The following is a 20,860-nucleotide window of genomic DNA, read 5'->3' as shown; positions in this document are numbered from 1 at the left end:
GATCCAACGATCTCAGAGCGAAACCCTCAATCCTGGCGTGAAGTTAGCTGGTAGTTCTAACGAAGAAGGGGGTTTAGATCTCGACTTAGTAATTAAAGCCATCCAGCGAAGATGGTGGATTCTGGCGATCGCCTGTGTCTTCACCAGCGGGGCGATGATGGTCTTAGGCAAGACGAAACCACCAGCATATGAAGGCAGCTTCAATATCTTAATCGAACCCGTTACAGCCGAAGGTCAGGTTGCCTCAGCCATTAATAACGGCGATCGAACTAGTAGTTCCGATGGCGATTTAAGCAGTGCCCAATCTTCAAAAACAACTCTGGATTATCCCACTCAAATTCAAATTCTGCTCAGCGATAAAATCTTAAATCCAGTAGTTAAACAACTTCAAACTACCAATCCTAAAATTTCGTACGAATCCCTGCGGGAATCTTTAACGATCGATCGACTCAAAGACCAATCAGAAACCAAAATTCTCAAAGTTAACTACCATTCTACTTCCGAAGCCGAAACCCAAAAAGTACTCAAACTGGTTGCCGATACTTATATTCAATACAGTCTCCGCGAACGTCAAACTAACGTCCGACGGGCGATTCAATTTGTCGATACCCAATTACCCACAGTCAAAAATCAAGTTCGCGATCTAGAATTAGCACTCCAAAAATTTAGGGAAAAACATCAGCTCATCGATCCCAGTACGCTCGGTACCCAACTCGGTACCCAAACCAGCAGCACCCGCCAAGAGCAATCGACAACTCAAGTCGAACTCGCCAAAGCCAAACAACTCTATAAATCGCTCGAACAGCAAATTCAACTCCAACCCAACGGTGCAGAAGCCGCTTCCGTACTCAGTGAAGCACCCGGATATCAACAATTAGTCAAACAACTGCGAGAGCTAGATGCAGAGTTACAGATTCAATCGGCAGAATTAACCGAGGAGAATCCTAAAATTATTTCACTGCGAGCCAAACGGGCTAATTTATTACCCCTACTCAAGCAAACAGCTAAGTCTACTCTAGGTAGCAGCCTGTCTGGAAGCATTCCCAACGCTCAGTCGCTCCCCTATCAAAATGCCCTGCGTCAAGATCTCAGCAAGCAATTAATTGCCGCCGCGACTCAAGTAAAAGTTTTAGAAGCCAAACTTACCAGCCTCAATCTTGCCAGTCAAACCCTATCTGGCGAAACGGGTCAACTTCCCATTATTTCTCGTCAATATGAAACCCTTCAACGACAATTAAAAATTGCCACCGAACGCCTGAGTAAGTTTCTCCAAAAACGCGAAGAATTGACGATCGATGCCGCTCGTCAAGAGGTACCGTGGGAATTAATTGCTGTACCTTCAGTTAGCTCGACTGCCTCTTCTGGAATAGCCAAAGATCTGGCTCTCGGTGGAATATTAGGCTTATTAATTGGGGCGGGAGTAGCTCTAGCTGTAGATAAAATGAATAATGTCATTTATTCACTCAAAAACTTACGCGAAGAACTCGACTTGCCAATTTTGGGGATGATTCCCAATCGCGAAGACGAACTCAAAGTCAACGATACACCCGTTAGCCAAGCGAAACGGACTATTTCTGCCATCCATAAAAAAGAGTCGATTAGTGTCAACAATCGCTATCGATTTTCACCATTTATCGAGTCTTTCCGCGCTCTCAATTCTCAAATTAGATTGCTGAGTCCGGATGCGCCGATTCGATCGATAGTTATCAGTTCATCATTACCCGATGAAGGCAAGACAACAGTCGCAATTCAGTTGGCTCAAGCCGCAGCAGCAATGGGTCAGCGGGTATTACTCGTCAATGCCGATCTTCGCAAACCTAGTTTACAAAATTTAGTCGATCGCAACAATCGTACCGATCTAATTCATGGTTTGACAGATATCATTGCTGGTAATTCTAAGCTAATGGATACAGTCCAACTCCTCCCCGGCGAAGAAAACTTATATATTCTCTTGTCTGGTTCGATCTCCCTCGATCCGACGAATATTTTAAGTTCCAAACGGATGAAAGATTTAATGAAAACTTGCGAACGGAATTTCGATCTCGTAATTTATGATACCGTACCGCTTAATTTTGCCGATTCACTTTTACTAATTCCCCATACAGATGGATTATTAATAGTATCGCGGCTCGGTCGAGTGCATCGCGAAGTATTGCGACAATCGATCGAAACCCTAGCAGTATCGAAAGTAAATGTGTTGGGTTTGGTCGTAAATATGGTCGCCGATCCTCAATATGCCACTAGTGCATATTATTCACCGACGGTAGTACCTGTCTAGAACCCAGCTAAAGGTAGCTAATCGCAAGGGCATGGAGTTTACACCCCATGCCCTTGCTAACATTTAGATTGTTGCCCTTGTGCTAGGACTGAACCTTGACTGTTGCAGGAACTATGTCTAGTTCGGGGGCATCATGCGCCATCCCGTTGCCATTACCCTGCTCTCGATCGAATTTGGTTTTGGCGACGGCAATCCCAAATATATACAGACCATATATCGGCTTGGCTAGGACATCGGCGAGCGTATAACCGAGTTGCACTCCAAATTAAACGGTACGCCAGTGAGGGTATAAACGCCATTCTGTAAGCTGTAGGCTGCACCCCAACTGTCGAAGATCCGGAAGTAGTGATAGCCAGCGATGCTAACTAAGACCGCCGAAATGACTAATGCTAACCGATATTTCTGTGCTACTTGTGCTTGAGCACTCAAGAAAAATAGGGCGGAGCCAAACATCGCTGGAATCGCCAATGAGAAAGCGTTATAAATTAAATTGAACTGGCTAGTTGACAAAGACCGAGCTGTTGACAACCGACTGGTATTGTCTTCATTCAGCAATCCTAAAATTACCAAGTCTGACAGCGAGGAAGCTAATTGAAAAGTTGGAGTCATTTTTACTTCTCTATCCTCTCGAATCTTACAAATGATCTCCAACTATCGGCTAAGTTGCAAAGAATGGAGAAATCCGAGTTTATCTAATACCTTGGCGATCGCTTCAGTGCGACTTCTGACATTAAGTTTAGCGTAAATATTTTCTAAGTGCTTGCGGATCGTACTAGCATGAACGCTCAATTGAGAGGCGATCGCTTTATTATCTTTGCCCTGAATTACTAATGCTAATACCTCAGTTTCTCGTTGGCTCAATCCTAAGAATGCTAATGAATTTAATGAGCAGCGGATTTGTTCTTCTAAAATTAATATATATCGTCCTAACGGTTCGATAACTAACCGAATTGTTAATTCCCTCCCGTCCTGTTGAATTCTCAACGACAAACAAGTTTTGAGATCGATTGCGTCACTCAAACAACTAACTCGATACTTGACCCACGACCACAAATGGTCTGGAAGTCTTGCAGAGCAAGTAGATGTTGTGAAATAGCTCGACAGCCAAGTTGAGGCTTGAGGCGCAATCGATTGGATTCTACCTTCACTATCTAAGACAATCGCACCAAGATCGTGTAAATATTGCTGCACTCGATCGCGATCTTGTTGTAATTGGTGATACTGTTGAGCGTTATTATATGCTTGGGATAAGTGCGGGCGCAATAGACTCAGTACCAGTCGATCGCGCTCGGTAAACTTACCCCACTGGCGATGCATTGAAAACCCCACCAGAATTGGATCTATTTGGATCGGTTCGAGCGAATTAACAGCATTAATATTTGGCAAGAAAAATACCATTTGGTCTTCTGTATCGAGCAGTCGTAAAAACTGCTGATAAAGTCCCTCCAAACTGTGTAATTTTTGCCGAGTGATAAAATCAGAGATTTTATGAACGCCATCGAGCGTTAGTGGCATCTGCTGGGCGATGGGATGCTCTCCAAAATGTTGCTGCATCACCTTTTCCATTGCTGGCGTAAAGCCCAAAAAGTCTGGCAAAAAGCTAGACGAAATTTGCCGCGTCCGCAGGTTAGTAAGATGAAATTCTGGAAGATCGCCAGGAACCAAGCGATCGACGATTGTCAATGCATTTACACCAAAAGTGTCGAGATTTTGGAGGGTATAAAGTTGCTGAATACCCAAGTGAAGGTGTGCTGTCTGTGCGATCGAAAGTTCCATAAATCTCAACTGCAATAGTGAGATGGCTAATTTCTAAACTAACCCACAATTTTGGCATGTACTACCTCAGCAGTAGAAAAATTTGTAATTCTTAATCTATCTAAAACACTCAAAGCTGTTTTCGGCAAAGGTTTTCAGGCAATTAATTAGGTACACACACGCGATCGCCATCTGGGTCAAATGACGAATTGATTCTTTCCTACCAGCAATGTAGCATTTAAATGGTTCTTCACGAACTAAAACTCACAGCTTTATAGCGCAACATCGAGTGTCACTATTGGCACTCGATTAAATCGTTGGCAGAGCCTCTCTGCAAGAGAATCGAACTTCTACCTCTGGTCACTCGCTTATGTTTTCGCACCTTACAGATTGGGAATTATCGGTCTATGGCATGGTCATCGCCCTATTTCTGATTAAACCAATTCCCCTTTTTACGCCAAATTCGCACCCAAAAGTCGCTCGCTCTACAACAGGTCAAAGCCAAGTCACGCATACTCATTGGCGATCTCCAACTATCGGCTAAGTGGCAAAGAATTTAATAAGCCCAGTTTTGTCAATGCCTGCGCGATCGCTTGCGTGCGGCTCTCTACGTCCAGTTTGCTATAAATATTTTCTAGGTGTTTACGAACTGTCCCTGGATGAATGCTCAGTTGCATCGCGATCGCTTTATTATCTTTACCCTGCATCATCCAATATAAAACCTCAGTTTCGCGATCGCTCAATCCCAATATTTCTAGAGAATTTAACAAATATAGATCTCGTTCTTCAAATATCAGTAAATATCGATCGCCAGGTGGTTCGATGACTAATCTAATTACTAATTCTCGCTCGGCATGTTGAATTCGCAATGGCAAACAAGCCTGTTGTAGGTTGTTTGGGTGTTTGAGACAATTTACTCGATACTCGACCCACGATCGCAATAGATCTGGAAGTTGCTGAGAGCAAGTGGGTTTTTTAAAGTAAGTTTCCAACCAAACCGAAACTTGTGGTGCCATCGATTTTACCCGTCCCTGAGTATCCAAAGTTACCACGCCCAGACAATCGAGAGACTGCTGAAGTTGGTTGATATTTTGTTGCAATTGCTGATATTTTCGCGCATTGCGATGTGCCTGATACAAGTGAGGGCGCAGTAAATTGAGTACTGTACGATCGCGTTCGGTAAAGTTGCGCTGAGGACGATGTAATGCAAATCCGACCAGGTTTGCTTCGGCTTGTAAAAGTTTGACCCAACTCAAGGGATGAGGATTGAGGAGAAACAAAAACATCTGGTCTTCTGTATTCAACGGTCGCAAAAACTGCTGATAGATTCCGGCGCGGCGATGCAGTTGTTCCTGAGTGACAAAATCGGAAACCTTGTAAACTCCCGCGAGCGTCTGTGGCATGTGCTGAGTAATGGGATGTTCGCCGGAATATCGATTTGCCGCCCATTCTAGTTCGGGGGTAAAGCCAGGAAAGTTGGGTAAAAAGGTAGACGAAATTTGGCGCGTTCTGACATGAGTGGAATGGAACACTGGCAGATCGCTAGGAACGAGCCGAGACACGATCGACAGCGCATTTGTACCAAAAGTATCGAGAGCATGGAGGGTATAAAGTTGCTGAATACTGTGGTTGAGTTTCTGCACATCATCACTCGACAAAATTTCCATATGCTCACACAACAATGCTCGAATGAAGTACCTCTGAAGTAACCCACGATTTTTGTAGCGGTTTCAGGCGATCGTCATCAAAATTTAAAAAACTTTACGATTGTCTGGGTCAAATGACGAATTGATTTTTTCATACCCACAATATATCCTCATAGCAAACATACAGGATTGAAACAGGCAATGAAATCAGCATCTTTAGCAATATCAGCAACAAGTTTCCTGCGAGCTAAGCTGGCGATCGGTGGAATTGGTCTAATTACTGCATCTGTTGTCTCTATACCGATTGCGGCATCTGCTGCGGATCTCTATTTTAGTGACTTTAGCAATGGTACGATCGGAAAAATCACATCGCTAGGAGCTGTCAGTACTTTTGCATCAGGATTCAATAGTCCTAGAGGGATTGCGTTCGATGCCAGCGGCAATCTGTATGTATCAGATCAAAGTGCCGCTCGCAATAACAGCATTAAAAAAATCACCCCGTCAGGAAATGTCAGCACTTTTGTGTCTGGACTTGCCGATCCCGTTTTCGGTCTTGCCTTTGATGCCAGTGGTAATCTCTTCGCCGCCAATTACTTCGCTGACAATATTGAAAAGATTACACCGTCAGGAAATGTTAGCACCTTTGTATCTGGACTCCGTCGCCCCTACGATCTGGCGTTTGATGCTAGCGGCAATCTTTTTGAAACAGATTTCGATATACTAAGTGGTGCCCGCATTAACAAGATTACGCCATTGGGAAATGTTACTTCCAATCCAGGTAGCGCACTTTCGGCATTTACTGGTCTGGCAGTGGATTCCAGCGGCAACGCCGCACTCTCCGATGTCGGACGAAACATCATCATTAAATTCTCAACAACAACATTAGCGTCCACTGGCAGTATTAATGGTCTTTCTGGCGATCTAGCCTTTGATGAAAGCGGCAATCTCTTTGTAGCAGATTCCGGTAGGATCGAGAAGATTAACACATTGGGATCTGTCAGCACTTTTGCGACTACTGGAAATACACCTTTTTCGATCGCGTTTGCACCCACGCTGTCTACTCCCGCAGCAGTCCCCGAACCCTTTACAGTTGTCGGTACTCTCATCGGTGGGACGGCAGCATTGCGGATGAGAAAAAAGCTTAGATCGACTGCTAAATCATAGCTCGGTTCTTTTGCTGTAGATGCTACGAGCTAGCTCGAAAAACAGGGTTTATTGAAATAGGCGATCGAGTATCAGATTCGCTCGCTTTTTATTATAGATCGAGTAGCATCTATTCAGCAGGATGTTATTTATAAGAACGTTGGCTAAATTGGGCTAGCTCGAATTTTAGGGCTTCGGGGTGGAATTGCCATTGATGCGGGTGTTGGTATTCCCAGGCGGCGACGTGGGCGTATTCGGCATCTTGACGTTGGGCTTCGCCTAGTTCGGTTTGGGATTCCGTGCGGAAATGACAGCCACAGCTCTCTTGACGGTGGAGGGCATCGACGCACATTAATTCGCCGAGTTCTAGAAAATCTGCCACGCGCTGGGCGAGATCGAGTTCGGAATTGAGTGAATTAACGGTACCGGGAATTTTGACATCTTGCCAGAATTCTACTTGGAGAGCCTGAAGTTCGGCAATTGCCGACTTCAATCCGGCTTCGGTACGGACGATGCCACAATGCGCCCACATAATTTTCCCCAATCGCTGATGGAAGCTAGTGACGGTTTTGGTACCCCGAATGCAGATTAATCGATCGAGTCTGGCTTTAACAGCGGCTTCGGCTTGGCAAAATTCCGGACGATCGATCGAGATTGGCGACATCCCGATATCATTAGCTAGATAATTACTAATCGTCGCCGGAATCACAAAATAACCATCTGCCAAACCCTGCATTAATGCCGAAGCTCCCAGCCGATTGGCACCATGTTCGCTAAAGTTAGCTTCGCCCAGACAATATAATCCGGGGATGCTCGTCATTAGTTCGTAATCTACCCACAAGCCGCCCATCGTATAGTGTACGGCGGGATAAATCCGCATCGGTACGGTGTAGGGGTCTTCGCCAGTAATTTGGGTATACATGGCGAACAAATTGCCATACTTATTCTGAAATACTTCGCGTCCATCTCGTGCCAGAGCTGCGGCAAAATCGAGATATACAGCCCGTTTAGACCGCCCGACCCCAAAACCTGCATCACACACTTCTTTGACCGCGCGCGAGGCGATATCGCGGGGGACGAGATTGCCATAGGCGGGGTAACGACGCTCTAAAAAGTAGTCGCGATCTCGATCGGGAATTTCTGCCGCAGAGCGCGGATCGTCGAGGGTTTTGGGCACCCAAATTCGACCATCGTTTCGCAAACTTTCGGACATCAGGGTTAATTTCGACTGATGTTCGCCCGCGACGGGAATGCAGGTAGGATGAATTTGGGTAAAGCAGGGATTGGCAAATAGGGCACCTTGTTTGTGAGCTTTCCAGGTGGCACTAACGTTACTTCCCATCGCGTTGGTAGAGAGATAAAAGACGTTGCTATAGCCGCCAGAACATAATAGAACGGCATTACCAAAGTGTCGCTCTAACCCGCCAGTTAGTAAATTACGGGCGATAATGCCCCGTGCTTTGCCCTCAATCTGGACGATTTCGAGCAGCTCATGGCGGGTATACATGGTAATGTTGCCCAGTGCGACTTGCCGCTCTAGGGCTTGATAGGCACCGAGTAATAGTTGTTGCCCCGTCTGCCCCGCCGCATAGAAAGTGCGCTGTACCTGGGTACCCCCGAAGGAGCGATTGGCTAGCATTCCGCCATATTCTCGCGCGAAGGGGACACCTTGAGCGACGCAATGGTCGATAATTTTGGTGCTGATGCTCGCTAACCGATAAACGTTGGCTTCGCGCGATCGATAGTCGCCGCCTTTAATGGTGTCGTAAAATAATCTCTGGACGGAATCGCCATCATTTTGATAATTCTTGGCGGCGTTAATCCCGCCCTGTGCGGCGATGCTATGGGCGCGACGCGGCGAATCTTGGAAACAGAAGGCTTTAACTCGATAACCCTGCTCGGCGAGGGTAGCAGCGGCAGATGCACCAGCCAGCCCCGTCCCGATGACGATAATTTCGAGCTGACGTTTGTTCGCTGGGCTGATCAGCCGCGCGGTTTCTTGATAAGTTTGCCACTGTTGAGCCAGCGGTACGGCGGGGATTTTAGAGTGGAGCATGGCTAGTGAAGAGGGCGATCGGAATTGCAGCTAAACCTAATGGTACGACGATCGCCAAGATCGTACCAGCAACTGTGAGCCATTGTCGATATCGATCGGCGATACCCAATGTCACCATCGCACTCCGCCAGCCGTGGACTAAATGAGCCGCCACAGCCAGACAACCCAATCCATAAATAATTACTACCCACCACTGGTTCATCGTCGATTGCATTTGCGCGGATAAGTCAGCAGCAGCGGTACCTAGCAGATTTGGCAGCCAAAACTGATACAGATGAAGTATTAAAAATGCTAGCACGATCGCGCCCAAAAGCCCCATCCAGCGGGCGGGATCGAACGAAGTGCCAGCACTGACAGCATACGGCGTGCTGCGTTTCGACTGGTTGCCCAGAGTTAGCGATGCACCCTGCCAAATATGGACGATAAAGCCACCCCAGACTAATATTTCTAAACCATGCAGTCCCCAATTATGCCGCAATAGATCGGCAGTGCGATCGAATAATCCCCCGCCATCATTTGCTAAAATGGTCGCATTTAAACCGAGATGGACGATCAGAAATAGGGTTAGAAATAAACCAGTACCAGCCATAATGACTTTACGGCTAATGGAAGAGGTATGGGGGGTTGCCAGTTTCATTTCGGTTATTAATGCTTCGATCGAATGGATGATTACCGCATTATCCACTATCCACTATAACAATCCTATTTAATTTGTGAGAATTGAGATCTGGATGTTTTGAACCGCAGAGGCGCGTGAAGAGCGCAGAGAAAGAAAGAAGATCGGATAGCTTCTGATTTAGAATTGCTATATCCACTAGTAGCTGTGTTGTGAGGCACGATGTAAGATTATTCCAGCACTAATAATGACGATCGAGGTAATGACGATCGGGATGCCATTTCCCATTATCAGCAGTACTCCACCTAATATAACTTGACTGCCAACTATCGCGATAGTTGTGGGGATAAATCTTGCCCTCATTTGCCATGCTAATGCCGATAGATTGCACCACCCGAAAATCCAGATAAAATTTTCGGATTTAGATTGAATTTTGAGTAAATTGAGATTTGGATTTAGAGTGCGACGATCTGAACTCAAAGGTCGATCGATTAAAGTATCGGCATCGCCAATTAAAATTATTTTACCATTAAATAGATCGTTGAGTTGTGCTAAGGATAACTCTGTGACACTATCAGTTGTAATAGCAGTTAATCGATCGAATACCCGATTGTTTAACTTCCACTGACGCTCTGGTGAAGTAGTTGGTAAATATCGGGAGAGGCTACGATCTGTTATAAACACTTGCGGCTTGGCATTGCGTTCGATTTTTTCGATAGCAGCAGTTAATGTCTGCGGATTGTTTAATTTTCCTAATATTCTCAGCGGTGGTTTGAGTAAAATGATATTTTCATCATCAGATGGTTGAACCTGTGATAGTAGATCGATCGCAATATTGTCTAATCGATCGACAGGCTCGATCGATTTTAGACCCATACTCAAGCCAGCTAAAATTAGACTTAAACTTAAACTAGTCCATAATCTATATTTAGGCGCAGAAATAGCTCGACAGATCTTGCCAAAATAATTGGGGCTAGATTCAGATTTAGTATTGCCCCTAAAATCTTGCCAACTTACCGGATGACTGAGTGGATTATGAAATAAGACTGGGAGCCAACTAGAAAACCTCAGCCAAGATTCAGTAGAGATCGAGATCCGATCGCGTGCTAATTGAAAAGCTCTGACAAAATCTGCACCGTTACTATATTCAAGCAGTAATTTCTCTAAAAAATCTTGAGCGATCCGATTGGGAATTTCCGCCCGCATTACAATTAGGTAGGTAATGTTAACATCACTGAGTTGATGAGCGATGCCCAAACCACTACAACAGTTAAAAATTGCAATCTGCAACCCACAGGTAACTGCTTTTTTTACTTCAGTTTTGAGAGTACTAATTTCTAAAGATGTTTGAGCACTGAGATAAATAACTCCCTCTAACTCGCTTTCATATTCTACACTTTCTCCATGTCCGCTGATATAGAGAATATTCGGATCGTCTATATTTAATCGATCGACAACAGCTTGAGCAGAGGTAGTTTCAAATGGTTTAAGATTGACATCTGGCAGCGATTTTAAGCACTGCAAATCGCGATCGAGGTTTAATAGCGGATCTGTCCCGAATAGAGCCAGGATATCTACCTTACCGTTGGGCACAACGAGCGGATTACTAACATCAGTATTCTCAGGATTGCTAAATACTTCTACCGCTAATGGATAATCGGTCAAGAAATTCCATAAATACCAGGGTAATTGCCAGATCGATCGCTGTGAAGCCTGAATAATAATTGTAATTTCTTCATTAATATTAAGCTTCGTTCGCAACGATTTTTCAATGCCAGCAAACTCACTGCGATCTAGCCATTTATTTAATTCTATTTTAAGCCGATCGTGCAGATTTCGTAAATCTTGAATCGAAACATTAGTAATGGCTTGCTCTGCAAATTTTACCCCCCGATGCGGCTCATCCCGATTCAGCCGTACGATCTCTTTATATAACAACTCCCACTGATTTAGGGATGACTTTAAATCTGGTGCGGCTGGTAAGCTACATAGATTTTGCCACGGCTGGAGATTGTCACCTTGAAGTTCGATATTAACAGAGCTAAAGCCAGAGTCTAGATCGCCATTGCCTAATTTAATGATAATTTTTTTCATAGTAAGATCCGAGCGGTTTAAACTACAAAACGTTCGATTGCTAGCAAACAATTTAGCTGTAATTGGATGCTAAATTCTGTTCCCACCGAGCAGGTGAAAGATGGTAACTGAATATAATCATCATTATTTCTAGCTACTACTGTGCGTAAAATCGCCCCGTTTTCATCTAGATAACTCAATTGCAATTGCGGCGGAATAATTCGTTCGTCGCTACCTGGATGGATCTGGACTAATACTCGCATCTCCCCATCGGGTTGGGCGACAATGCCGACTAGCAACACTACGTTGTGTTGCATCAACTCCATTTGAAGATTAATTAACTTCGATCGATCTACCGTACCATTACTTTTGACGATTGCTGGTTGGTAATAATTTCCCCATCCACTCGCAGTGGCATTACTAAATTTAGCTTGCAGCCAATCGGACAAACTAAAAGTAGGCGCGGGTGTCTGTGCGAGGGCTGCTTGTTGCAATCGGGTTTGATATAATTGGTTGCGAAGATTGGGATTATTAAGAATGCTTCCCCATTGGGAAAATGCAATTTTAGTCCGGGGTGAATAGAGAGATGGCGTACTTAATTGGTGAATTAATTCGATCGCACGATCTAAATTTAAATCGGGTAATTCTGGGGTAGCCACCACTTCATTAAGATTTAACTCTTGCGCCATCCATAATATATCCAGATTGGCAACTAATCGCTCGGTGGGCAGACTGTAAGTGCGATTGTGAGTATTATATTCACCCTGTTGTTTGAGAGTGCGGTGAGAGGTAAATCCCCAAATATTCATCAATTTGGTATCGAGATCGATCTGGACTGCGAGATAATAATCGCCAGCTAAATTAGGTAAATCTACCCATTCTTGTGGTACGCAGATTTCGTCGCGATCGAGTGTATCGGTAGGAATTAAAATTAGTCTAGTTTTACCAATCTCAATCGCACAACCATTAACAACATCCCAGAGAGAATGCATTTCAGCATCTGAACTAGGGGTATAATCTATCTCCGATGCTGTCAACCACGCTCTAAATTTATGCAGGCATAATTTGTTCGATCGGGCATAGTTTAAACCAGCCCGATTAGAATAAAGCTGCGGTAATGGTTCGGTAATTTGGAGATCGGTATCGGTAATTTCTAACCAAATTGTCTCTCGATCTATTTGGTTTATTCGTTCTAAATTCAACATATTTAGATGCTTACTACCGAGTAGTAAATAAAAGATTTATATATTATTTATGTAGGGAGTATCCTACTTTTTAAAATAGCCCTCTCCCTCAGAGCTACGGTGTATACACAAGTCGGATAGACTTCGTTTTGAGATCCCAATCCCCCAACCCCCTTTCCAAGGGGGCTTTAAAAGTCCCCCTTGGAAAGGGGGATTTAGCGGCGGTTTTATTCGGGGGTTCCCCCCGAATAAAAAACCGACAAGACAGGGGGATTCCCACCAATTTCGCTTCGAGCAAGAGATGTCGGTACGCGGTAGCCCTCAAAGAAAGAGACTTTGAATCTGGCTCCCTTCTCCCTCAGGGAAAAGGGTTGGGGATGAGGGCAATTAATCGATGCTAACTTTTGACATTAACATTCCAAATAATCTTATTTAATTGACGATCGCTATACATTTTATTTGCCAATACTAACAACTCCGAACTCCATAATGATTGATTGAGGTACTGAGGATTCTTGAGATGTGGATAGCGACTTAAAATTGGTTTGGCTAAGAGAATTGCTTCATCAACTTTACCCTGACTGTACAGCACGCTAGCGATCGCTAATTGAGATTCATAGTTTGTACCTGGATTAAGTTTTAATGAGCGGTTCCAGTTAGACATGGCATTTTCAATTTCACCGAGATCGTATTGAAGAAAGCCCAAATTAGTATGTTTACTAGATGCGATCGCCGTCGAGCGATTGTCTAAATTAATCGCGTTCATTCGATCTCTGGCGGCTTTAGCCTGGGGCAGATTATTTTGTTTGACATAAATTTTACCCATTAATGAATGAGCTGCTACTGAATAAGGAGATGCTTGTTTTGGGTCTAGTTTTAAAGCTGTATCGATCGCGATCGATGCTTCGGCATATTTGCCAAGTTTGTAATATACGCGCCCTAGTCGTAGATAGTTAAGTGTAGATTTAGGATCGAGTTGTAGAGTAGTATTATAATCTGCTAATGCCAGATCGTATTTACCCTGCTGAAAATAGCTACTACCTCGATCGCTAATATATTCAGCTTTGTCAGTCGGAGCTTTTTCGAGTTGAATTGCCAGTTCTAGATCCTGCATAGCTCGATCGTATTGTCCCAAACTACTATAGGCAAGTCCTCGCGCTCCATAACGTTCTGCTAATGGCTGAAGTTTAATTGCTCGATCTAGATCCTTAATTGAATTAGTCAGATCGCCACTCAGGGAATACATTCTCGCACGAGATGTATATAGTTGACTTTCACTAAAAGACGGAGACTTGAGTTGAAGTGCTCGATCGATATCGAGCAGTGCTGCTGAATATTTGCCTAAAAATGAATAAGCTGTGGCGCGACCAAAATACGTCACACCTTCATTTGGATCGAGAGCAATTGCGGCTGAAAGATCGGTAACTGCTTCGGAATATCGATCGAGTCGGACTTTAGCTACGCCCCGATCTCGATAAGCATCAGCATTTTTGGGGTCTAATTTTAGTACTATATTAAGATTGGCAATCGCTTCAGTATATCGCTCTAAATTTTGATTTACCCAACTTCTAGCTATATAAGCAGAAATCTGCATCTCTCGATTATCGATTTTAGGAAGATCGAATGTGAGTGATTTCTGCCAATCGGCTTGAGCCTCAGCTACTTTACCGACTGCTTGATAATATTTTCCGCGCTCGGCATAGGCGGGAATTAGATAAAAGATCGCTGCATTTTCAAAGTTAGGATTTATTTCTGCTTCGAGTAATTCAATATATTTAGTCTCATTAGCAATTGCAACTAAATTATTACCAACTCGACTATAAATTCCGGCTCGTAAATGATATGCAAAACCATAAGTTCGATTGAGTTCGATCGCTCGATTGGAGTCAGCAAGTGCCGGGGCATAATTTCCGGCGATAAAGTATTTTAGAGAGCGGTTGCTGTAAGCAGAAGCTAAACTTTTTAAGTCATTCGATTGAGTTAATATTTCAATCTGGCGACTAAGATCGGCTACGGATTCGGGTTTCCGGTTTAACTTCTCATAAATCGAACTCCGACTTCCATAGTAAGTAGCATCATCTGGTGCGATCTCAATCGCGCGATTATAATCTAGCAAAGCGGCTGGATAGCGATCTAACTTGGCGAGTAAGCTACCACGATTGATATAATTACGGGGATTTTCCGCATCGCTGACAATTGCCCGATTGTAGATTGCTAAAGCTTGAGGATATTCTTCTAGGCTTTTATAGATAGCAGCTAGTATAAGCTGTTCGTGTTTTGCTTGTGCTGGCTTACTCTGAGCATAGATGAATTCAGCTTTACCGCTAGCAAATAACTTTTTTGCTGTTTGATAATCTAGCTTTGACAAACTATTTTGATAGAACAATCGATAAGCATTGCCCCTATAAATATAAGCTTCAACTAATTGAGGTCTGAGGGTAATAATCGCACTTAAAGTATCGATAATAATCGGATCTTCAACTTTGTATAAATCTGAGACTGTCGCCATATACAACTGAACTGCATTAGGATTCCGTTTAAAGGTTTCTTTAAAGTCAGCAATACCCTGTTGCTTATTACCGCTTTGATAGTAGGCAATACCGCGATCGTAGTAGAAGTAAGGGTTGGGGCTGAGGGCGATCGCTTTATTGTAGCTAGTAATTGCGGCTGGAAAACGTTTGAGTTTAGTGAGAATATCACCTTTAATATCGTATAAATATGCCTCTTCTGCATCGAGTTCGATCGCTTTATCGATCGCACTCAAGGCAATCGCATAGTCGCCATTATAGATAGCCTTGAGACTCTTCTCACGCAATGCCGAAATGCAGACAACTTGATATTCACGACAAGATTGAATCGCCCGATCGAACTCTTTTACTGCTGCATCTTGTTTATTTTGTCCGCTAAATAACATTCCCCTCGTATAGTACGCTGCTGCTAGGTTTGGTTGCAATTTAATTGCATTATTCAGAGATGTCAATGCACTATCTGTTTGCCCAATTCTAATTTGTTGTACCCCTTTACTCAGCCATTGATATTCTGTAGTTGCTGCGGGCGTGTTACTAAGTTCTGTTTTTTGGCGTTGGGTAACTTGGGCATTGAGAATTTTATTTTCTTGCGAACTCAATGCTGGTAATACTGCTTGATAATTGAGTGCTTTGCTGTCAACACCTAAAGCATTAGTCAAACTATTAAATACCCCAATTGGTATCCCTAAACTCAATCCATATCCAGTTGCTAAATTCTCTTGTCTGCCATGAATTCCGATTAGTTGTCCTTGACTATTTAAAACTGCTCCGCCGCTCATGCCACCATAAGTTAAATTATTGTAAACAAGCTCGTAACCTGCGGTACTAGAGTTATTATTTTTAGTAGCAAAGAAGTTTTGTTCTCTGGTAAAGTAACTACCAACACTGGTATACCATAACCATTGCTCAGGCTTCCGGTTGAATTTTGTCGGATCTGGATATCCGGCAACAAATGTCCAGTCTCGATCGGAAAATGAGTAAGCGACTCGATCTGTTGCCGCGATACTGGCGAGTTGGTAAGATTTATTACTACTAATTTTAAAAGTAGCTAAATCGAGGACAGATTGACGGCGAATAGAGTTGGGTTCGATCGAATATTTATTACCGTCTGCCGTAACTATTTTAAAGCGAGTACTTTTAATTTTGCCATCTAATTGCTTGCTGCCATCTTTAGCTCGATAATGCAGAACGTGATCGGCGGTGAGTAAAGTATATACGTTTTTTTGACGACTGACTAATACCCCAGAGCCATGCTCGGTGAATTCGCCTTTATTATTATAAGCTTCGATTCTGACACTAATTTTTTTTGCCACTCGATCGATCTGCGAGATCCGATTTTGCTGCTGCGTTACTGGCGGTGTAGCGGCGAGGGCTGCGGGAGTGGCAATTAATAGCGCGATCGGTACTAAATATTTACTATACATCAGATTTAAGGTGTAATTAAATTGGTTCTAATCGTGCTATTGGGCATTTTTACGAGCATAATGCACGACTGCCCTAAAAATTTATCGAACCAGATCGCCGACTGCTTGAAGACGGTGGCTCTCTGTCGCTCGGCAGCTTGCAAAGGTGGTAGCTTTAGTCAATCCCATCTGAGCTGGCTTGAAGTTAAATTCCCACCGCTGTTGCAGGTAATCGATAAATAACTCGATCGGACTTGGCTCAATTATCTTAACATCGGCAATCGCAAGTGCCAGTATTTCTAATAATAATTCTGGATATATATCTTCATAAATTGTGGCTAATGCATCGACAATTACATCGAGCAGTTCGATCGATAAATCTTCATCTCGAAAGATTTTGGCGTGTAAATCTTTGGCTAATTGTGTAAAACAGCGATCGCGGCGGTGTTTGGCAGTGGTTTGGTGGCAATCTAACTCGATGCCTACTTCTTGCTGAGTCAGATCCAACCCATAGAAAAACATCAACAATCGATCGCTATCGATCGCTAATTTAGCCGATAATTCGATAACATCTTGTTTGAGAATGCCAGATTCTAATCGTTGCTGACGATGACTCGGATCGGGAATAATATCGATTAAAGCCGTACCCTCAGCATCATTATTACCGATCGATCTGTCGAGGGCATCCGATCGTGGTTGGAGATAGTTACGAATGGCTGTGCCCATATATACTACTAATTGGGTGAGAGTCGCACGATCGTCAATTGCCACATCGACTCCATCGCACTGCTCTAGATATCGGGCTGATAGATTGTCATAATGCACGGGTTGAGGATTTCTCGTGTCAAATCCGCCCACGGCAACTACATCCACCAAGCACTGGTGGAGCCATAACAGTTGCTGCAACCGCAGATCTTTCTCGCCTTGCTGGGTGAGGGCTATGTTCATCCGGCGGGGGCTGGTGCGGGCGAGTAGCCCCAAATTAGTGCGCTTAAACCCACTCAGCTCTGGTAAACTGCGAATCCGATCGATTAACAGTCGATCGAAGCGATAATGACTATACCGAACTAAGCTACCGTACCAATTAACCGAATCTGGCTGAAAGTTGGCTAAAAAGTGGACTGGTTGACAGATAATATCTAGCGCAATTTGATAAACATCTTCTAGCTCGATTTGGGTGGAATGATGTTGGAGTGGATTAAAAATTTGAGATCTAATTTTTGCCCTACCAGATGCGGAAAATAAAATATGTGCCAGTAATGCAGTAATACAACCGCAGGCTAATTTATCTGTCGGGTTAGTAAGTATTTTGGTAACTAATAGATCGGCTATTTGGCTTAGAGATCGATGTTCTAACCCTTGAAGATATCTCGCCAGCCGAGGCTCTCGATGCCAAGTTAAATAGTCTTGAGACTCACCGATGCTGGGAAATTCACAGAAGGTTTTGAGACTGTCCATGCAATCACTCGATCTCGATAGTATTATTTGTCTTTATAATACATCGATCTCTTAGAGGATGTCATTAATCTAGTCACGAAGCGAAAACCCTAGAGATCCCCCCTAACCCCCTTTCAAAAGTGGGTTAGGGGGGATCTAGATCTCGAAACGCAGTCTAGCCGACTTGTGTATGCACCGTAGCTTATTACTTATTACTTATTCGCGATCGTCATCCATCATCGATGTTAATCCAGCAATCTTCACGGGCGGTCGATCTTTGAACTCGACTACTAATGATAGTTCTCCACCCATTGCAGCGATATAACTTTGCAATGTCGAAACCAATAAATCCGCCCGCCGTTCGAGTCGGGAGACATTTTCTTGGCGCATATTCAATAATTCTGCCATCCGAATCTGGGTGAACTCTCTGGCTTTTCGTAAGTCTTGCAAGGTCATTTCTTCAGCAATCAGTTCAGCCGCTCTAGCTTTAATTTTTGCTTGTCGATCGGGTGGTAAACTAGCAATAATATCATTAACATTAATTGTCATTCTCTTCTAGCTCCAATCTACTCAAATGTTCGTTAAATCTCAGATCTGCTTGAGCAATTAGTTGTTTGTAAAATTGCTTCTGACTCTCGCCAGATTTATCCCCAGCCACCAATAAAATTGCTTTCCGTTGGCGATCGAAAGCAAATGCCACCCGCCAAACACCATCGTCTGCATTAAACCTAATTTCCTTCATGTTACTGTGACGAGAACCATTTAAGGTATCTACATGAGGACGGCGTAAATTCGGCCCAGAAATTTGGAGCAGTAGCGTTTTTGCCAAGAGTTCATCTTGTGCCTCCTGGGGAAGGGTGAGGAACTCTGGCTCAAAACTGGGATGTAATTGGACTTGCCATTCTATATTTACTATTATGCTTTACGTAGCATATTATAGGCAATAATGAAGATATTCCGAGTACTGCTGGGATCGAAGCAAATGACCCTGCCCTCGGTAAGTATGCCGCGATTTGCCCTAGAAAATGGATCGATCCCGATCGTCGAGCCAGCAGGATCGATCGATGGTAAATAAAAGTGAAGGGATCGGCTCAAAATCCCGATCCAGTAACTATTTAGTCTGGTTTTTCTGTAATATAGAAATCGATAACCCCAAGATCCCATTGCCTGGACTTCGACACCAAGATCGACAGCGCAGACAGTGACAGATCGCCGCCCGACCCTGCCGCAGCCATAGGGAAGAAGGATATATAGTGAGCAATCAACAATCGGTTTTAAGTGAGTTACTGCGGCAAATGCCCCAACTGAGATCGCACTTGTACTTTAAATCTTCCCTGACTGCGCTATCTCATGCGATGGAAGATCGGGTACTCGCAGGGACAGATCGACCATTGCTGATTGCCAGTTTTCAGCAAGAAAAGTTTTACCGTCAAGAAGCGCATCGGTATCGGCGGTTGGGCGAAATTAGCGACCAGGTGTATGTCCTAGCCGCGCCAGATGCCGAATTTAGTCGCGTAGAAGAATACGAATTGGTGCCATTTACCAGCACCGATGCCCTTGCCTCAGAGTGGCACTTAGTCGCCATCGGTGCCCAGTCAGCAGCTTGTCTGATCTGTCGCGAAAAAATTGCCCCCCCTTCAGATACCACAGTTCTACCCGAAATCGATGCCTCGCGCAGGTTTGAAGGCATCTGGACATTCGATCGCCAAGTGACGATCGCAGCGGCACATATTTTACTCGATCGCATCCAAGGTTACCGCCCCGATTTGGCGGCTAAAATCGTCCAGGCGAAGCAAGAATACCTAATTGCGTTGCCGACTATCCCCCACGACCATTCAGCCAGTGCCGATGCCTTCGTGCAGCGACTGGTGACCTATTTACAAGCCCGTCAATACAAGCTGCTCAAAGCGTATCGATCGATCGAAGAAAAAGAAGAACGCGAACGCCTAGTCAACTCCATTACCGGGGCGATTCGGCGTTCGCTCAACTCGGCGGATATTCTCCACGTTGCCGGACAAGAAATCGGGAAAGCCACAGGGGTAAGTCGGTGCATTATCTATCAATATCGTAAAGACGAACGCAACACCACGATCGCCCACGAATATCTCGCCAACTCTAGTATTACTTCACTCATCGGTAAAGCCTGGAATCTAGCCGATAATCCGCTTTATAAAACTGTCGTCAATACCCACGAATCTACCTCGCTAGCCGAAGTCACCATTACCAAAACCTGGCAGCGCACCCTCACCAAACTCGGCATTACCGACTGGTTAATCGTCCCCGTACTGCACCAAGATCGGCTGCTTGGCGCGATCGAACTACATCAATACCATCCAGACCCATTACCCTGGTCGGATGATACCATTACTCTAATTGTCGCTATGGTTGTTGTGGTTGAAGCTCTGGACTACATCGCATGGTGATAATCTGGCAACAACAGCGTGCCTATACCGCCAGCTCCGTCACCCCGTCGCGTTATGGTTGTTGTTGTGGCTGGAACTTTGGGGCAGAGTGCTGGGTATTCAGTTCGACAACAACAACGTACCCTCGCCGCGCTGTTTCGCTTCGCCGCTTCACTCGCCGAAGCCCTCGACCACAAATCCTCGTGCCATCTCGCGTAGCCGCCCGGTCACCGCATCGCCATCCTTGCCGAACCTGGCTTCGATCTCGCCAAATGAGAGGTTGGATGTGACCATCAGCGGCAACTGGTGGTTGTAGCGGTGCATCACCACTCGCGTGAG

At 44.4% G+C, this 20,860-nt stretch carries 16 protein-coding genes; 4 read left to right on the top strand and 12 right to left on the bottom strand.

Annotated elements, in window-relative coordinates; genetic code table 11:
• Nucleotides 1–2,278: tyrosine-protein kinase domain-containing protein (locus Q0R35_RS10560; RefSeq protein WP_295617336.1), on the top strand; the 2,278-nt coding region annotated here is incomplete at its 5' end.
• An 82-nt stretch (nucleotides 2,279–2,360) separates the two neighbouring features.
• Here the strand turns inward: Q0R35_RS10560 and Q0R35_RS10555 are convergent.
• The 3 genes from Q0R35_RS10555 to Q0R35_RS10545 are packed head-to-tail and all read right to left on the bottom strand — an operon-like array spanning nucleotide 2,361 to nucleotide 4,054.
• On the bottom strand, nucleotides 2,361–2,537 hold the full coding sequence (locus tag Q0R35_RS10555) for a hypothetical protein (protein WP_295617332.1): 177 nt from the start codon (nucleotides 2,535–2,537) through the stop codon (nucleotides 2,361–2,363).
• Nucleotides 2,504–2,887 carry a hypothetical protein gene (locus Q0R35_RS10550; protein ID WP_295617329.1) on the bottom strand — a complete coding sequence of 128 codons (384 nt, stop codon included), beginning with the start codon at nucleotides 2,885–2,887 and terminating at the stop codon, nucleotides 2,504–2,506. Before Q0R35_RS10550 ends, Q0R35_RS10555 begins: the two co-directional genes overlap by 34 nt.
• A gap of 42 nt (nucleotides 2,888–2,929) precedes the next feature.
• Nucleotides 2,930–4,054, bottom strand: a complete 1,125-nt coding sequence (locus Q0R35_RS10545) for a helix-turn-helix transcriptional regulator (RefSeq protein WP_295617326.1) — start codon at nucleotides 4,052–4,054, stop codon at nucleotides 2,930–2,932.
• Nucleotides 4,055–4,403: 349 nt separating this feature from the next.
• On the opposite strand from Q0R35_RS10545, the gene Q0R35_RS10540 reads away from it, so the two are divergent.
• Nucleotides 4,404–4,577 (top strand): hypothetical protein, encoded by a 174-nt coding sequence (locus Q0R35_RS10540; protein WP_295617322.1) that lies wholly within the window; start codon nucleotides 4,404–4,406, stop codon nucleotides 4,575–4,577.
• Here the strand turns inward: Q0R35_RS10540 and Q0R35_RS10535 are convergent.
• Nucleotides 4,567–5,676 (bottom strand): helix-turn-helix transcriptional regulator, encoded by a 1,110-nt coding sequence (locus Q0R35_RS10535; RefSeq protein ID WP_295617318.1) that lies wholly within the window; start codon nucleotides 5,674–5,676, stop codon nucleotides 4,567–4,569. The genes Q0R35_RS10540 and Q0R35_RS10535 overlap by 11 nt on opposite strands.
• A 204-nt stretch (nucleotides 5,677–5,880) precedes the next feature.
• Between Q0R35_RS10535 and Q0R35_RS10530 the strand changes: the two genes are divergently transcribed.
• Entirely contained in the window at nucleotides 5,881–6,843 is a 963-nt protein-coding gene (locus tag Q0R35_RS10530) for a PEP-CTERM sorting domain-containing protein (protein ID WP_295617314.1), read from the top strand.
• A 124-nt stretch (nucleotides 6,844–6,967) separates the two neighbouring features.
• Here the strand turns inward: Q0R35_RS10530 and Q0R35_RS10525 are convergent, their stop codons facing one another.
• The 8 genes from Q0R35_RS10525 to Q0R35_RS10490 form a co-directional block, all read right to left on the bottom strand.
• On the bottom strand, nucleotides 6,968–8,878 hold the full coding sequence (locus Q0R35_RS10525) for a fumarate reductase/succinate dehydrogenase flavoprotein subunit (protein ID WP_295617310.1): 1,911 nt from the start codon (nucleotides 8,876–8,878) through the stop codon (nucleotides 6,968–6,970).
• The gene (locus tag Q0R35_RS10520; protein ID WP_295617307.1) at nucleotides 8,865–9,515 is read right to left on the bottom strand and encodes a succinate dehydrogenase cytochrome b subunit; all 651 of its coding nucleotides are present in this window, start codon (nucleotides 9,513–9,515) and stop codon (nucleotides 8,865–8,867) included. The genes Q0R35_RS10525 and Q0R35_RS10520 overlap by 14 nt, the downstream gene beginning before the upstream one ends.
• 177 nt (nucleotides 9,516–9,692) lie before the next feature.
• Nucleotides 9,693–11,588, bottom strand: coding sequence for a hypothetical protein (locus Q0R35_RS10515; RefSeq protein ID WP_295617304.1), 1,896 nt, complete (start codon nucleotides 11,586–11,588; stop codon nucleotides 9,693–9,695).
• A gap of 17 nt (nucleotides 11,589–11,605) precedes the next feature.
• Entirely contained in the window at nucleotides 11,606–12,772 is a 1,167-nt protein-coding gene (locus tag Q0R35_RS10510; protein WP_295617301.1) for a DUF1822 family protein, read from the bottom strand.
• Between the two features lie 376 nt (nucleotides 12,773–13,148).
• Entirely contained in the window at nucleotides 13,149–16,703 is a 3,555-nt protein-coding gene (locus Q0R35_RS10505) for a serine protease (protein WP_295617298.1), read from the bottom strand.
• A gap of 81 nt (nucleotides 16,704–16,784) precedes the next feature.
• Nucleotides 16,785–18,140 (bottom strand): hypothetical protein, encoded by a 1,356-nt coding sequence (locus Q0R35_RS10500; protein WP_295617295.1) that lies wholly within the window; start codon nucleotides 18,138–18,140, stop codon nucleotides 16,785–16,787.
• A 195-nt stretch (nucleotides 18,141–18,335) separates the two neighbouring features.
• Entirely contained in the window at nucleotides 18,336–18,668 is a 333-nt protein-coding gene (locus tag Q0R35_RS10495) for an XRE family transcriptional regulator (protein ID WP_295617292.1), read from the bottom strand.
• Entirely contained in the window at nucleotides 18,658–19,026 is a 369-nt protein-coding gene (locus tag Q0R35_RS10490; RefSeq protein WP_295617339.1) for a type II toxin-antitoxin system RelE/ParE family toxin, read from the bottom strand. The genes Q0R35_RS10495 and Q0R35_RS10490 overlap by 11 nt, the downstream gene beginning before the upstream one ends.
• A gap of 346 nt (nucleotides 19,027–19,372) precedes the next feature.
• On the opposite strand from Q0R35_RS10490, the gene Q0R35_RS10485 reads away from it, so the two are divergent.
• A complete protein-coding gene (locus Q0R35_RS10485; protein WP_295617289.1) occupies nucleotides 19,373–20,542 on the top strand; it encodes a DICT sensory domain-containing protein in 1,170 nt (389 codons plus the stop codon).
• Nucleotides 20,543–20,860 lie beyond the last annotated feature (318 nt).

Origin of the sequence: Chamaesiphon sp. GL140_3_metabinner_50 (assembly GCF_025361915.1) — a bacterium.
Taxonomy (GTDB): Bacteria; Cyanobacteriota; Cyanobacteriia; order Cyanobacteriales; family Chamaesiphonaceae; genus Chamaesiphon.
This window is presented reverse-complemented; position numbering and strand designations above follow the sequence as displayed.